This is a genomic window from Terriglobales bacterium, assembly GCA_035487355.1.
In the GTDB taxonomy this organism is placed as follows: domain Bacteria; phylum Acidobacteriota; class Terriglobia; order Terriglobales; family Acidobacteriaceae; genus QIAW01.
This window is the reverse complement of record DATHMF010000003.1, coordinates 41,650-56,157: the sequence shown is the minus strand read 5'-3', so window position 1 is coordinate 56,157 and position 14,508 is coordinate 41,650. Positions and strand designations below refer to the sequence as shown.

The following is a 14,508-nucleotide window of genomic DNA, read 5'->3' as shown; positions in this document are numbered from 1 at the left end:
ATCTTCGACCCGTTCTTCACCACCAAGCCCCAGGGTATTGGGATGGGTCTGACCATCAGCCGTTCCATCGTTGAATCCCACCGCGGCAGGCTTTGGGCCACGCCGCGTCCCTCTGGTGGCGCCGTTTTTCAGTTCACCATTCCAATCCGCTCGCAGGCTTCCGATGGCTAACCTCACTCCTGTAATTTACGTCGTGGATGATGACGTCTCCGTCCGGGACGCAGTCAGCAACCTCCTGGCATCGGCTGGCCACCGCGCAGAAGCATTTAGCTCCACAGAGGAATTTCTGGATGCCATGCGGCCTGAAGCTACCAGTTGCCTCGTGCTCGACATAAAACTCCCCGGAGTGAGTGGGCTCGATTTTCAAGAGCAACTCGAGAAGGCCGGGATACCAATTCCCATTATCATCATCACCGCTCATGGCGATATCCCCATGACCCGGCGGGCGATGAAGGCGGGAGCGATAGAGTTTCTGACCAAACCTTTTCAGAAAGAGGAGCTACTGGCTGCAATTCATCAGGCCCTGGATCGCGACCGCGTAAGGCGAGACCTGCAAGCCGCAGATTTCGAACTGCGCTCCAAGTTTGAAAAGCTTACGCCGCGCGAACGCGAAATCATGGATCTGGTTGTTGCCGGCCTGCTGAACAAACAAATTGCCGACAAACTCGACCTCAGCGAAGTCACTGTTAAATTTCATCGCCGTCATGTCATGGATAAAATGCAGGCTGCGTCTCTGGCCGACTTGGTGAGAATGTCTGAGAAGCTGAATGCCGGTGCTCGCCGCCGATAGTACTCTTTCACCTGCAAAAACCTATACCAAAGGATGGTTGTTCTGTTGTCTCACTCCCGCTAGTGTAGATCTATCAATTCTTAACTGTTTGCTTGGGGAGCATTACTTGGGATCAACAACCGACAACCTTTCTATATCGAATGGCAAGTCAGCCCACTTACTGGGCGAAGACTTTGAAGCTGCTTTCCTGCACCGTATCGCAAGTCGTACGCCGGCAGCTCCTTTGCACGATGTTCTCGTCGAGGTCGTCGAATTCGTGACCTCGGTAGTGAAATGTGACTCCTGTTTTATCTATGTACTCGAGGGCGATGAGCTGGTTCTGCGCGCCTCCAAGAATCCCCATCCTGAAGCTGTGGATCGCCTGAAGCTGAAAGTAGGACAAGGCATTACCGGCTGGGTGGCCGAACATCGGCAGCCGGTTGCAGTGCCACACAACGCCTCGGCGGACTCTCGTTTTCAGATTTTCAATGAACTGCCGGAAGACGGCTTTGAGGCCTTCCTGTCAGTTCCAGTACTAAGTCGGGGACGTCTCGTGGGCGTGATCAACCTGCAAAACCGGGCGCCGCATCCTTACAGCCATCGCGAGATCCGGCTGGTTTCTACTATTGGTTTTCTTGTGGGCGCCGAGATTGAAATGGCGCGATTGGAGAGCGAAAAAACGCAGCTCTCAGAACAATTGGAGACGCGCAAGCTGGTAGAGCGTGCCAAGGGCATTCTCCAGCGCGATCTGAAGATCAGCGAAGGTGAGGCTTACGTCATTCTGCAGCGTCAGAGCCAGCAGAGGCGCAAGACGATGAAAGAAATCGCTGACGCCATTGTTCTGAGCGATGCCGTAAAGCACAATTCGCAGTAAGTCGGATAAAAAGGAGGGAGCAGTCCCGTCCAACGGGATTTTCGGCTGGAGGCCCCCTCCATAAACGCCGGACCGGGTCGCTGGGCTTTTAGCGGACCCGGTTTTTTTAGTTCTCTCAATTGTTTCTGATTTTCCTAAATCAGGAAATCTAATTCCCGCTATCAAAAATTTCAATTGGACTTTACGATTCAATCCCTGCACAATCTTTTACCACAGTTGTTACGAAGACTGCAGAGTATTGCCCTCTCTTGGATTTTCAGGGGAGGCGCTTCTCGGGCACGACGCAGTGCCCATCTCATAGCTACATAGTGCTCAATGACGAGCCGGCAAGTTGATCCGTATCGGTAAGCGGACCGTTGTGCCTCAGTGTTTTTGGCCACTGGCCGAAACCGGGCCTTCTACGCAGCCGTGCTGAGCGTGTGTTCAAAATAAAAATTTTCTAAAAGGAGTTACTTATGTCTGCAATTGTGCAGGGAGGGAAGAAACTATCTTTCTCGGAGAAGTTCTCGCGGTTTCGCGTCCGCATGCGCGACCCGGAGTGGCGGCGCTACGCCAAGACTGTCTTTGCCGGCAAGGCGATAGGCTTGGCCCTGGTGCTGCTGATCATGGCGGCGGTCTCGGGTCTCTTTTTTGCCCACGTTTATGCTGATACGGCTGCCCCAGAAGTCAAAGCTGCTGACGTGGTCAATCCGGTCAACACCGCCTGGACTCTGGTTGCTGCCTTTCTGGTCTTCGGCATGCAAGTCGGATTCACCATGCTGGAAGCCGGCTTCTGCCGCTCACGTGAGACGGTTAACGTTCTCATGGAATGCGTCGTAGATACATGTCTTTGCGGCGTTCTGTTTTATGCAATTGGCTTTGCCTTCATGTTCAGCCATGGCAACGGTTTCATCGGCTATCACTGGTTCTTCCTCCAGAATGCGCCGGCTACCTATGAAACCACGGGCGTGGCATTCCTCGCGGTCTGGATCTTCCAGTTTGCCTTTGCCGATACCTGTTCCACCATCACCTCGGGCGCGATGATTGGACGCACTGGCTTTGTCGGTGACCTGCTTTACAGCGTCGCTGTCTCCGGTTTCATTTATCCCATCATCGGCCACTGGGCCTGGGGACCGGATGGCTGGCTGGCCAACATGGGCAGCGATGGCAACTTCTTTCCCTCTTTGGGAATGGGCTTCCATGACTTTGCTGGTTCAACGGTTGTGCACACCATCGGCGGTTTCATCGCGCTTGCGGGTTCTATCGTTCTTGGTCCGCGCCTGGGCCGCAAATTCAAGCGCGATGGCGGCGCTCCCATGCTGCCCCACGATCTCACCATTGCTGTCAGCGGCGGTCTCATTCTCTGGTTCGGCTGGTATGGCTTCAACCCTGGCAGCACACTCTCTGCCATGGATTTTGAAGGCATCGGCCGGGTCGCAACCAACACCACTCTGGCAGCATGCGCGGCAGGATTGACCGCAATGTTCTGGGCATACATGTCGTCCAAGAAATGGGATGCTGGCTTTACCACCAACGGCTTCCTCGCTGGATTGGTTGCCATCACCTGCCCTTGCTACTGGGTCAGTCCCACGGGCGCCATCCTTCTTGGTGGTGTTGCTGGAGTCGTGGTAGTTCTCGGCGTCGAGTTGCTGGAATGGTTGCGCATTGATGATCCCATCGGCGCCGTTCCGGTCCATGGCTTTGCCGGCATCTGGGGAACGTTGTCGCTCGGGCTGTTTGCCTGTGGCAAGTATGGCGCAACCGGACCGATTTCACCCGACAACTCCGCGCCGCTGAAAGGTCTTTTCTACGGCGGCGGACTGCAAGTACTCAAGGCCCAGGCGATTGGCAGCGCATGCATAACGCTGGCCACCTTCGCGGTTTCCTTGGCGGTCATGTATGCCGTCAATGCAACCGGTACGTTGCGTGTGTCCGAAGAGGGCGAGTTGTACGGCCTCGATCTGCACGAGCACGGAATTTCGGCTTATCCGGAATATGTCATCTCTTCATTGGCTATGCCGCAGGGCATGGTTGAACAACACGCCATGGCTGAAAAGCAGGCGGTAACGACCGGCGCCTTATCGGGCAGTGCCGCACACAGATGACGTCCTGACTCAGGGCTCGGAGGCAGGGGATGTCTCTGCCTCCGGCAATTTGATCTACAACCCACGTGGAGAAAAAAGATGACTAAAGTTGAAGCGATTATTAAGCCGACTAAGTTTGACCTGGTCAAAGAAGCTCTGATTGCGCTCGGTGTTGAGGGGATGACGGTATCGGAAGTCCGGGGACATGGACGGCAGAAGGGTCATACCGAAGCCTATCGCGGCAATGAATACAAGGTTGATCTCATACCCAAGATCAAGCTCGAACTGGTGTTAGACGATAAGCTTGTGGACGACGCTGTTGACGCCATCATCAAGACAGCGGCCACCGGCAAAATCGGCGACGGAAAAATCTTCCTGTACAAAGTGGAAGAGGCCATTCGCATCCGAAGCCAGGAGCGCGGAGTTGCCGCACTCTGAGTGCTTTGTTTGGCACAGCCGGGTTCCCAGTCTATGCCGCTCTTTGGGCGTGATGAAGGGGAGACATCCCGGCTGTGCAGCAGCGCCGGCGTCTCGCCCGGCTATCGTGTGGGGCCTGCCCCGGCGAGCCGTGGGGCATCCTGCCCACACGTCTCAATAAAGGAGAAGTGAGCGAGGTGGTAACGCAATTGTGCAAAGTCGGTGACTTTGTTCGCAGGCTGCGAACTCAATTGCGCTTCGGTGCACTGTCTCGCGCGCCTCTCTGTCTGTTGCGGCTCGAATTAAAAGGTGTTGTCGCCGAGTGCGAGTGGGTGGCGCGCCCTCCAGATCCATGGGATGCCGACCTGCCTCGCGCTGTGGGTGAACACAACGCATCGCTGCAGGCTCTGGAAGATGCCATGGCAGTACGCCAGTTGCTGTTCTACCTGCTGCCCGGTGTTGAGAGCGCCGTATTTCGCGTCTATCGCCAGTCAACAGCAGAAGCAGCCGAGCTGATCATTACCGGCGAGGTGACCCGCGAAGAGCCGAACCTGAGAGTTCTTTCTCTGGCAATGCGCGCAAAACTATGCGGCTTTCACTTCTGGTTGGCTGAGGGCACTCTCGAAACTTTACAGCCGGAAGAATATGCAATTTCTAACTCGTGAACACACTCATCACATTCCTCATTCGCTTGCTGGAAGTGCTGTTCGTCATCGGAGTCATAGGTTGCGTCTCCTCCGTGATCCCCATTACCGCCTACCGGCTCTTCATGGTCCTATTTGAGCCGGAAAACCTGCCAGAGGGGGAACGTTTCCCTGCTCAACTCCCACGAAGCCAGCCATCTTCGGCCTCATCTCAAATCTCACAACAGCAACAGCCTGAACCCAATGAAAGAGTCGTAGGAAACCTTCAAGAAACCGGGTGAGCTAAAAGTGTGAAGTATCAACGTGGTATTAACCTTCGGTCTTCGAGTGCTTGTCGCCTGTCATTTCGCTTGAAGTACGCCTGGAGTTCGAGGATCGGGTAAACCCCAGATGCGAGCGCCGGGTAAAACATGAAGCGAGTGCCGGATCGCGCCAGCGTAGCGCGAGGGCGGAGCGGTTTACCGCGGAGCCCTTGGAAAAAAGAAGAAACAGCATTCCAGAATGCGGGACTTGTGCCTCTAGCTCTTTGAAATTTTGTTGCTGGCGGTGATTGACACCGGTCCTATAACTCCAGATAATTATCTGTCTCAAAGATAAGAAGAATATCCCCCCAAAGTTCTCTGGTAGATCGGCTCTTTCCTTTTCACAAACCCTGCACGCCCGGAACGCCAAAGAAAAAGGTGGAATCAGAAAATGAACCGCACTATATATCTCTCTCGCTGCTTTGCCGTAGCTGTCCTTCTGTTGTCGCTCGCCGCTCTGCCCGCCTTTTCTCAAGTTAGCATCTTGACCAGGAGCTATGACAACCAGCGCACCGGCGCCAATCTTTCTGAAACGACGCTCAACGCCTCGAATGTCAACTCGACTCAGTTCGGAAAACTTTTTCAGCTCCAGGTGGATGATCAGGTCTATGCCGGCATGCTCTACGTGCCGGCACTCACCGTCAATGGGGCCACGCATAACGTAATTTATGCGGCTACGGTCAACAATACCGTTTATGCCTTCGACGCCGACAGCGCCGGCGCTCCGCTCTGGCAGCGGAATTTTAATAACGGCGGCCGCCCGACCACAAATTCAGAGGTGGGGTCGAACTGTAACCCCTATTTGGATTTCAGCGGAAACATCGGCATCATCGGCACACCGGTGATTGATCCCGCTACCAATACCATGTATCTCGTCACCCGCACCGTCCAGAACGGCTCGACCGTGCAGACTTTGCGCGCAATTGACGTCACCACGGGTAATGATCGGGCCCTGAATCCTCAACAGGTCATCCAGGCCAACGGATTCGATCCCGTTATTCAGAACCAGCGCATGTCTCTGGCTCTTTCCCAAGGCGTGATTTATATCGGATGGGCGTCGTTTTGCGATACCGGCTCTTATCATGGTTGGTTGATGACCTATGACCCAGCGTCCCTTTCCCAACTTGGGACTTTTAATACAACTCCAAACGGGACCGAAGGCGGCATCTGGATGAGCGGCTCCGCGCCGGCTTTTGATGCAACCGGCAACTTGTACTTCTCTACCGGCAACGGCTCCTTCGACGGAAGCAGCAATTTCGGTGAAAGTCTGCTGAAGCTCGCTCCGCAAACCTTGAACCGCCTCGACTTCTTCACCCCCAGCAACTGGAATACGTTGAATATTGGCGATACCGATTTCGGATCGGGAGGCGCACTCTTTTTACCCGGCACCAACGTGGTCGTTGCCGGCGGTAAAGAAGGCAAGATCTTCGTGCTCAACAGCAGCAATCTGGGAGGCGTGGTCATGGGCGATACGCAGATTCTCCAAAGCTTTCAGGCTGTTGATCCCACAATTGTTTCCGGTCAAAGCCATCACATTCACAACGGCGCTGTCGCCTGGGGCGGACCACAAGGAATTAACTTGTATATTTCTGGTGAGAATGACGATGTTCGCGCCTACCGCTTCAACACTTCTACGCAAACATTTGCTACGCCGGCCTTCGCGGCGGGCAGCTTCCTGCTCCCGCGGGGCATGCCGGGTAGCGTGATGAGTCTTTCTGCGAATGGTGTGCAATCCGGAACCGGCGTTCTCTGGTCTGCCACGCCGCGTCTGGGCAATGCTAATCAGAAGGTTGTGCCTGGAGTGCTCACAGCTTACAACGCGGAAACGCTGGCCACTCTCTGGACCTCAGGAACAACACCCGGCGACGATACCTTTAACTTCTCCAAGGGCTCTCCTCCCATCGTTGCCAATGGAAAGCTGTATCTCGCGTCGTTCTCAGACGTTGTCTCGGTCTACGGTCTTACCACGCCTCCTCCGGCTTCGCAGAATCTTGCGCTGAACAAGGCGGCAACCGGCAGCGCTTCGTGCAGCTCGAGTGAAACGCCTGACAAGGCCTTCAACGGCAGCTACTCCGGAGGCAACAGCGACAAATGGTGTTCGCTGGTTACGCCCAGTTTCCTGCAGGTTGATCTGGGGGCCAACTTCGTCGTCAATCAGTTCGTCGTGCTGCATGCCGGTGCTGGAGGCGAAGGTGGATCGCTGAATTCGAACAGCGAACCGACATTCGATCTGAACTCGCAAGCCTACAATATCCAGGTCAGCACTGACGGCACGAACTTTACTACAGCCGCGGATGTGACCGGCAACATTCAGAGCATCTCCACCCACAGCATCACGCCGACTGCTGCCCGCTTTGTTCGTTTGAACATCACTACACCCACCCGGACCAGCGACACGGCATCGCGCATCTACGAGTTTCAAGTCTTCGGCCCTGCCGGCGCTTCTTCTGCGCCAGACTACTTGCTTTCAGCTTCGCCCAACAGCCTGAGCGTTACCCAGGGCGCAAGTGGCAGCAGCACGATTACCGTCAATCCGCTGAACGGTTTCAGCGGGAGTGTCAGCTTGTCTGCATCGGGCGTGCCCAATGGTGTTACGGCGTCGTTCAATCCTGCCAGCACAAGCGGAGCCAGCACGCTGACCCTTTCAACCACCAGCACCACCGCCACCGGAACTTCCACAATAACCATCACCGGCGTATCCGGCAGCTTGACGCATACGACCACGATTGCACTCACGGTAAAGTCGCCGAATGCAGTACCGGTGCAGGTTAACCTTTCTCCTGTGTTCAACATATCCACCGGCATCGCTACCGACGGCAAATCTTTCTCCACCGGTGGTCTGGATGGAAGCGGCTTCGCCTACTCAGGCAAGTTGCTTGGTGCTACCCAGACCATTAATGGCACCAAATTCAACCTTGGACCTGCTAGTGCACTCGACGTTGTAAATAGCAAGACTATTGCTTTGCCGGCTGGCCAATTCTCTACCCTGAAGATGCTGGCGGCGGGCGTCAACGGAAATCAGGCGTCACAGGTCTTTGTCGTTACTTATACCGATGGCACGACCTCGACTATCAGCCAGAGTCTGAGTGATTGGTTCAGGCCGCAGAACTTCCCCGGTGAATCGAAGGCAGTCACCATGGCTTATCGCGATACCAGTAAGGGTAAAAAAGATAACCGAACCTTCCTGCTGTACGGCTATTCCTTGGGTCTCAACAACAGCAAGACTGTAAGCAGCATCACATTGCCCGGCAATCGCAACGTGGTTGTGTTGGCCATTACGCTGGCACCGTAACGTCGGGATAATTTCTGTGCGGTGTTTTGAAGGGGCACGGCCTCGGCTGTGCCCCAATTAGAAATGAAAACAAACTTCATCACACTCGCTCTGGTCTTTCTTGCGTGTCCCTTATTTCCCCAGGACGCTCCCGATCACATGGGCATGCACGCCGATAACATGACGGTCCTACATCCTGAAGAAAAAGTTGTCATCCCTACCGAATCCAATCGCCCCATCTATCAACCTGCGCGCTGCGATGCTGATGGCAATGTTTATTTCAGGGGCTATCAATCCGACGACCGCAGAGTTCCGATCACCCGGGTTGACGGCAAGGGCGGGACGCTGAAGTACAGCCTCGACTCCGACCCAACTCTGTCGCAGGGTGCTTCCTACGACTTCTCTCTTCTGCCGAATGGGAATTTGTATCAGCCGGTCCAGGTAAAAGAGGATGTGTTCATTGTCGCGTTCTCCAGGGACAGCAATATCCGATGGAAAGCGAAGCTGGACCAGCAATTCTGGGTCGCCCATCTGACCGCGCTGAGTGACAAATCTTTTCTCGTCAGTGGAACCGAACCGCAAACACCCAGCCAGCGTCAGGAGCGCCAGCCACCCCGGCTATTCTTGGCTCTGTTTGACGACCATGGTCACATGGTTCGTCGCATTAGCTTGCAGAGCGACGATCCATCGAACCCGGCGCCGGCACAGAAGAACTACACCGCAAAAAATGACCCGACAAAAGAGATGCCCTTTCTTCCTGTGCTCGAAGGCGATGCCCAAACCGACGTAAACGGCTATGTCTATCTAGCTTTGCGTTCCAATCCGGTTGTCATCTATGTACTTGACCCTTCTGGCCAAACTGTTCGCTCGTTCCCGGTCAATCCTCCGGAACCACGAATGAGTTTTTCATCTATGGGTCTTGCCAAAGACCGGCTCGCCATCTCGTTTCGCGAGATTTTTCGCGGAATGGAGCACCATAATATGGCGATCGTTACAGTGAATGCTTCCACCGGCGCTGTGATAGGACGTTACAGCGTTGAAGCCGAACCAGGCACTGTGCTTGCCTGCCACACTCCAAATCAGTTTTTATTTATCGGATCAGATAAGAGTAATCTAGCGATTTTCCATGCTTCATTGAAGTAACTCAAAGCATAAAATGTTGCGCTAAAAGGCGCCCTTGGCAGACCGCCTTTTTGTATGGCTCATGCTTCCCTTTGTCAGAAGCGAATACTCAACCTTATTACGATTCAGTAATCGCGCTCAACATATTGAAAAATTCAGGGAATGAGATGCGCGCCGCGTCGGCTCCCAAGATGTGGGTTTCGCCCTCCGCGCGCAGAGCAGCGATGCTAAAAGCCATGGCAATGCGATGGTCGCCGTGCGAATCAATTTCCGCTCCATGCAGTTTTTGTTTTCCGGGCACACGCAAACCATCAGACAGCTCTTCCACTTTGGCCCCCATGGCGCGCAGACCTTGCGCCACCGTGGCAATACGGTCTGACTCTTTCACCCGCAACTCGCCGGCATCGCGGATCTCAACCCCCTCTTGCGTATAAGGAGCTATGGCCGCCAGCACAGGCAGCTCGTCAATCAGGGCGGCTGATTGCCCGCCGGAGACGGTTGTCCCTTTCAGCAGGCCTGCTTCCACCTTGACTGAACCCGTTACCTCGTAGTTCGCTTCGTTCAAATCGAGCATTCGCACGCGCGCCCCCAAAGCGGTCAGCACATCGAGCAACGAGGAGCGGGTCGGATTCAGGCCAACGTTCTCCAGCACCAGGTTCGACTCTGGAAACAATGCGGCGGCGCACATAAAAAATGATGCGGAAGAAATATCTCCTGGAACGTTGGCTTTGATGGCATGCAACTCCTGCCGGCCGCGAATGCTGCTGCGGTTCTTTTCTTGTTGCACCTCGGCGCCAAAAGCCCGCAACGCCAGCTCGCCATGATCACGCGTGCGCACTGATTCTTCAACCGACGTTGTGCCCTGGGCGAGAAGACCGGCAAACAGGACGCACGATTTGACCTGCGCACTGGCCACCGGCGTCTTGTAATCAATCGCGCGCAAAGCGCCGTTCGCACCCATAATACGCAACGGCGGGCGCTCACCTTCCGCAGAAGAGAATTTCGCCCCCATCATGGTCAACGGGCGGATGACACGCGCCATCGGTCGCCGCGAGAGCGATTCATCGCCCTGCATCTCCGCGGTAAAATTCTGCCCCGCCAGAATGCCTGACAGCATGCGTATAGTAGAGCCTGAGTTTCCACAGTCCAGCGGGACTTGCGGGGCTTGCAACTCCGCCCCCAGCCCTTCAATCTCCACCGTGTTCCCTGTTTTTACGACTTTGCATCCCAGCGCCTGCATGCAGCCCAGCGTGCTGGCGCAATCCGCGCCGGTGGAAAAATTTTCCAGGATGGTTTTTCCCTTGGCCAGCCCTGCAAGCATGGCATAGCGGTGCGAAATAGATTTGTCACCGGGCAGCCGCACCATGCCTTGAACATTTCTGGCTGGCCGGACCACCACGTTATTTTGGTCAATCATGGTTATGTTTTTTGTCATGTCGAGAGATACGGATAAAGTATTGCCTTTGGCTTTTATGCTTCTCTATCTATCATACTTTTCTTTTTGATCTTTGTGGTGTTCTGCAGGTGTACTAAGCAAAATACGCACCATTGCCGCCAATCTCCTGATCCTCGTTAATCCGCGTTTATCCGCGGCGAAAAAACTTATCTAGAAATCCACGCATGATCTGGACCGCGGCCTCAGGCTGCTCAAAAGGAGCGTAGTGACCAGCAGCAGGAACCGTGGCAAGCTCGCTGCCGCGAATTTCGCGATGCATTAATTCCGCATCAGCCGGGGGCGTGAGCGTATCTTCATTACCCACCATGACCAAAGTTGGAACGTTAATGGTCTTCAGCGTAGGAATCGAATCCGGCCTCGCGGCCATGCCCCGCAAGGCAGCAGTGATACCGGCCCCGGTCATACGCCCCATCATTCGTCGAGCTTCACTCACCCGGTCCAGCCGGTTGCGGCGCGTGGTCTCTCCCAATAGTTTTGGAACCATGCCTTCAATGTAGCCATCCGGCCCCGAGTGCTCAACTTCTTCAGCCGCTTTTAGCCTGGTCTGACGGCCTTCATCGGTATCCGCCTGGGCGCGGGTGTCGCATAAAATCAACGCCTGCATCCGTTCCCGATGCCGCCGCCAAAATTCAAAAGTGATGTATCCCCCGATAGAAACACCGGCAAAGTAGGCGCGCTGAATATGTTCAGCATCCAGAATGCGTTGCAGGTCGGCTACGTGTTTTTCCATCGTCGCCGGACCTGTGCCAGGCTCGGAGTCGCCATGGCAGCGCAGATCAGGCAGAATTAACCGGTAGCGCGCAGCAAGCTGTGGCGCTACCGGACTCCAGAAATCATGGTTTGTAGGAAAAGGATGCAGCAAAACCAGCGGCGGCCCTTCTCCCAGCGTGTCATAGAAAATCTTGGCGTCTTCAGAATGAATCTGCTCGGGCATAGTCGTTTCCGAAGCAGATATTCTATGCCATGCTCGAACTTACGTCGCTGTGATAGAAGAACTGCCCACCGGAGAACTGGTTGTAGCAGCAGCCTGTGCCTCAGAAGTTTGTATTTCGGGTTCGGATGGAATCACGATCCAACACACCAGATATGCCACGATCCCGGTTCCTCCGAAGATCGCCACCAACAGCCAAATCACCCGTATAAGCGAGACATCCAGGTCGAAGTATTCGGCAAACGCCAGCGCAACCCCGGCAATTTTGCGTCCTGTGCGCGGGCGGATCAAGTGTTTACGCGCCGGAGCTGTGCCCACACTTTTGTTGCAATGCACGCAGATAGTTGCATCTTCCGGTATCACCTTACCGCAATAGTTACAGTACATGTCTTTGTTTGCCCCCTTTCATGAGTAATACGTTTTCACCCTGGAAAAGGTTTCACACTTGGCATTTTTTTTATTCGACGCGATAGGGGTTTTTCAGATACTTGCGGGCTGTGTTGGCCATCTCCGAATCCCCATTTTGAGCGATGACGTCTTGATATTTCTGCAGCGCCAGATCGCGCTTTTGCAGCAGGTCGTACATTTCTCCCGCACTCAGTGCCGCGCGCGCGCGCAAATCGGGATCAGGATGCGGCAGGCTTAAAACGCCTTCATACGCCTCAGCCGCAGCATCAACCTGATGCTGGCCGCGCAAGGCCTCCCCCAAGCCGTAATACAAAAACTCCAGGTGGGGTTCGTGGTATTGATTCTTCTTCGCATTTTCCAAAACGCGCTGGTAGGTAGCAATTGACTCGGCGCCACGGCCGGCATCTTTGAGGATATTGGCTTCCTCCAGCGCAAACAAAAAATTCCCCGGATACGCCTTCGCCAGCGAGCGCTGTACCTTGAGTGCCTCATCAAAGCGCTGCTCGCGGCGCAAAAACAACGAGAGTATGGTCTTGGCGTCTATCGTCGCCTCTCCGCCTCCATCGGCGGCGGCATAAAGTTGCTTGATGCCCGTGATTTTGTTTCCGCTTTCCCCCACCATGTGGGCCAGAATACGCGCCGCCCAGGGCAAGCTGCCTACGATATAAGAATGCATGCCGACAATAAGCTTGGCGTCATTGTAGTTCGGGTTCAGCTCCAGGACTTTTTCGTGATCGTGGCGCGCATCTTTGGCGCTGCCCAGCGCCGCGAACCAGGATTTATCCACCAGCGCGATGTACGTGGATTGCAAGCCATGCGTCACTCCCCGGGCGTAGTAAGCATCGGCATCGTTAGGATTCGCTTTGATGCTTGCATCGGCCAGCTTCAGCGCTTTTTGCGTAAGCTCCTGGATCCGGGCGGTATTCTGGGGATCAGGATGAATCCGCTTTTTGTTCAGGAAGCTGTTATTGGAATAAAGACCGGTATCCAGCGCTCCACCGCGGTAAAGTTCGCGGAAAAAAATTGCGGCCAACAGATGGTTCACTGCAAAAGGATCATCCGGGTGCGCCTGCTCGGCCAATTCAAAGTCATGGATAGCGGTGTCGTAATCGAGCTGGTAGCGATGATCGAAGCCGCTTCGTGTAAGCGCGTCATTCTGCTCGGTGACGTGCGTGGTTGCTGGTTTTTCCTCATCTTTTTGGCCTTCCGCAGGAGTAATAGAAGCCAAAATCAGAAAAAACAGTAGAAATACGGAGTAACTGCTACGATACCGCCCGGCTAACATGTAAGGTGTCATGGGGAGATTCTCTGGGCAGTTTACCCGATGTCGCGGTAGAGCCCGAAAAGATAAAACCTGCTTTCCATCCGGAGGATTTTATACAGCAATTCAGCAATCGCCACTTTATGAAAAATTCCAATCAACCGTTTAAAAAAAATTATACGGAAGAAGAGGCGGCCAAAGCTCTCGGTATCTCGCTTCTCCGTTTACACATGATACTGGATGAAAACGTCTTCAACGATGGCGCGCCTCGTCCGCTCAATGTTTTGTTGCAGCCTTCTGATATGGTGCTGCTTCAGTTTTGGAGCAACCTGCCCCCCAATCCCAAGGTAGTTTGCATGCCCCGGCGACCCAGGTAATTATTTCTCGCAATCCGAAATTCAGAATCGCAGTGGCTGTCATAAGTTACTGGTAACACATGACTTAGAAACGGTGCAGTTTGGCCTCTCATTTGCCTTTATATGAGGGCAACGGGAGAAATTCTAAATGTCACAGGTCATGAGAAATCCGGCAGTCCGTGCGGAATTCTGGCGTCCGCCGGTGGATCAATTGCATAAGAGCGCTGCTGATACCACAACAGAAATATGTACTCGCTGTAATTCAGAGTTCGTGATGGGTGCGCGCTATTGCCATAGCTGCGGAACAGACCGCAACCCCAAAGTGCAGGCCAGCCATGCGAGTTGGTCACAAAAAGCTTCCCGGGCTCTCGATTTTGCTCATATGCGGCAGTCACTTGATCGTATGAGGCAGTCCCTGAACTTGAACACCGCTTCTTTTGTGGCCTTTAGCGCAGGAGTGCTTTGCATTCTGGCAACTCTTCTCGTTGCCATTATTTACTCGGATGTTAAAACTTTCTCCGATTGGCAGGCGATCCAGCTCTGGCGCATCGAGTGGCTCATGGCTGCAGTGGCCGCTTTCGTTGCCGGCATCTTGCTTAAGAAAAGCCCAAACTCCTAAACCTGAAGGCTGACA

13 protein-coding genes are annotated in these 14,508 nt (G+C 54.3%); 9 read left to right on the top strand and 4 right to left on the bottom strand.

Annotated elements, in window-relative coordinates; genetic code table 11:
- Nucleotides 1-163: 163 nt before the first annotated feature.
- From VK738_00475 to VK738_00445, 7 genes are all read left to right on the top strand, one after another.
- A complete protein-coding gene (locus VK738_00475) occupies nucleotides 164-790 on the top strand; it encodes a response regulator (GenBank protein ID HTD21107.1) in 627 nt (208 codons plus the stop codon).
- A 106-nt stretch (nucleotides 791-896) separates the two neighbouring features.
- Nucleotides 897-1,643 (top strand): GAF domain-containing protein, encoded by a 747-nt coding sequence (locus VK738_00470; protein HTD21106.1) that lies wholly within the window; start codon nucleotides 897-899, stop codon nucleotides 1,641-1,643.
- Nucleotides 1,644-2,098: 455 nt separating this feature from the next.
- On the top strand, nucleotides 2,099-3,727 hold the full coding sequence (locus VK738_00465; GenBank protein ID HTD21105.1) for an ammonium transporter: 1,629 nt from the start codon (nucleotides 2,099-2,101) through the stop codon (nucleotides 3,725-3,727).
- Between the two features lie 78 nt (nucleotides 3,728-3,805).
- Nucleotides 3,806-4,144, top strand: a complete 339-nt coding sequence (locus tag VK738_00460) for a P-II family nitrogen regulator (GenBank protein ID HTD21104.1) — start codon at nucleotides 3,806-3,808, stop codon at nucleotides 4,142-4,144.
- Between the two features lie 74 nt (nucleotides 4,145-4,218).
- A complete protein-coding gene (locus VK738_00455) occupies nucleotides 4,219-4,788 on the top strand; it encodes a hypothetical protein (GenBank protein HTD21103.1) in 570 nt (189 codons plus the stop codon).
- 672 nt (nucleotides 4,789-5,460) lie between these two features.
- A complete protein-coding gene (locus VK738_00450) occupies nucleotides 5,461-8,361 on the top strand; it encodes a discoidin domain-containing protein (GenBank protein HTD21102.1) in 2,901 nt (966 codons plus the stop codon).
- 63 nt (nucleotides 8,362-8,424) lie between these two features.
- The gene (locus VK738_00445) at nucleotides 8,425-9,483 is read left to right on the top strand and encodes a hypothetical protein (protein HTD21101.1); all 1,059 of its coding nucleotides are present in this window, start codon (nucleotides 8,425-8,427) and stop codon (nucleotides 9,481-9,483) included.
- A gap of 97 nt (nucleotides 9,484-9,580) precedes the next feature.
- Here the strand turns inward: VK738_00445 and aroA are convergent, their stop codons facing one another.
- From aroA to VK738_00425, 4 genes are all read right to left on the bottom strand, one after another.
- Complete coding sequence (aroA, locus tag VK738_00440) at nucleotides 9,581-10,879, bottom strand: 3-phosphoshikimate 1-carboxyvinyltransferase (protein HTD21100.1); 1,299 nt, start codon at nucleotides 10,877-10,879, stop codon at nucleotides 9,581-9,583.
- Between the two features lie 166 nt (nucleotides 10,880-11,045).
- Nucleotides 11,046-11,852, bottom strand: a complete 807-nt coding sequence (locus VK738_00435) for an alpha/beta fold hydrolase (protein HTD21099.1) — start codon at nucleotides 11,850-11,852, stop codon at nucleotides 11,046-11,048.
- Nucleotides 11,853-11,891: 39 nt separating this feature from the next.
- A complete protein-coding gene (locus tag VK738_00430; protein HTD21098.1) occupies nucleotides 11,892-12,185 on the bottom strand; it encodes a PspC domain-containing protein in 294 nt (97 codons plus the stop codon).
- Nucleotides 12,186-12,306: 121 nt separating this feature from the next.
- On the bottom strand, nucleotides 12,307-13,554 hold the full coding sequence (locus VK738_00425) for a hypothetical protein (GenBank protein ID HTD21097.1): 1,248 nt from the start codon (nucleotides 13,552-13,554) through the stop codon (nucleotides 12,307-12,309).
- Here VK738_00425 and VK738_00420 point away from each other — a divergent pair.
- Complete coding sequence (locus VK738_00420; protein HTD21096.1) at nucleotides 13,548-13,895, top strand: hypothetical protein; 348 nt, start codon at nucleotides 13,548-13,550, stop codon at nucleotides 13,893-13,895. The genes VK738_00425 and VK738_00420 overlap by 7 nt on opposite strands.
- Nucleotides 13,896-14,022: 127 nt before the next feature.
- On the top strand, nucleotides 14,023-14,493 hold the full coding sequence (locus VK738_00415) for a hypothetical protein (GenBank protein ID HTD21095.1): 471 nt from the start codon (nucleotides 14,023-14,025) through the stop codon (nucleotides 14,491-14,493).
- The last annotated feature ends 15 nt before the right edge of the window (nucleotides 14,494-14,508 follow it).

What these genes read in the sequence shown, in the direction of transcription:
- VK738_00445 (HTD21101.1), top strand. Translation starts at nt 8,425, where the DNA reads ATGAAAACAAACTTCATCACACTCGCTCTGGTCTTTCTTGCGTGTCCC.
- VK738_00475 (HTD21107.1), top strand. Translation starts at nt 164, where the DNA reads ATGGCTAACCTCACTCCTGTAATTTACGTCGTGGATGATGACGTCTCC.
- VK738_00435 (HTD21099.1), bottom strand. Translation starts at nt 11,852, where the DNA reads ATGCCCGAGCAGATTCATTCTGAAGACGCCAAGATTTTCTATGACACG.
- VK738_00465 (HTD21105.1), top strand. Translation starts at nt 2,099, where the DNA reads ATGTCTGCAATTGTGCAGGGAGGGAAGAAACTATCTTTCTCGGAGAAG.
- aroA (HTD21100.1), bottom strand. Translation starts at nt 10,879, where the DNA reads ATGATTGACCAAAATAACGTGGTGGTCCGGCCAGCCAGAAATGTTCAA.
- VK738_00425 (HTD21097.1), bottom strand. Translation starts at nt 13,554, where the DNA reads ATGACACCTTACATGTTAGCCGGGCGGTATCGTAGCAGTTACTCCGTA.
- VK738_00415 (HTD21095.1), top strand. Translation starts at nt 14,023, where the DNA reads ATGTCACAGGTCATGAGAAATCCGGCAGTCCGTGCGGAATTCTGGCGT.
- VK738_00450 (HTD21102.1), top strand. Translation starts at nt 5,461, where the DNA reads ATGAACCGCACTATATATCTCTCTCGCTGCTTTGCCGTAGCTGTCCTT.
- VK738_00460 (HTD21104.1), top strand. Translation starts at nt 3,806, where the DNA reads ATGACTAAAGTTGAAGCGATTATTAAGCCGACTAAGTTTGACCTGGTC.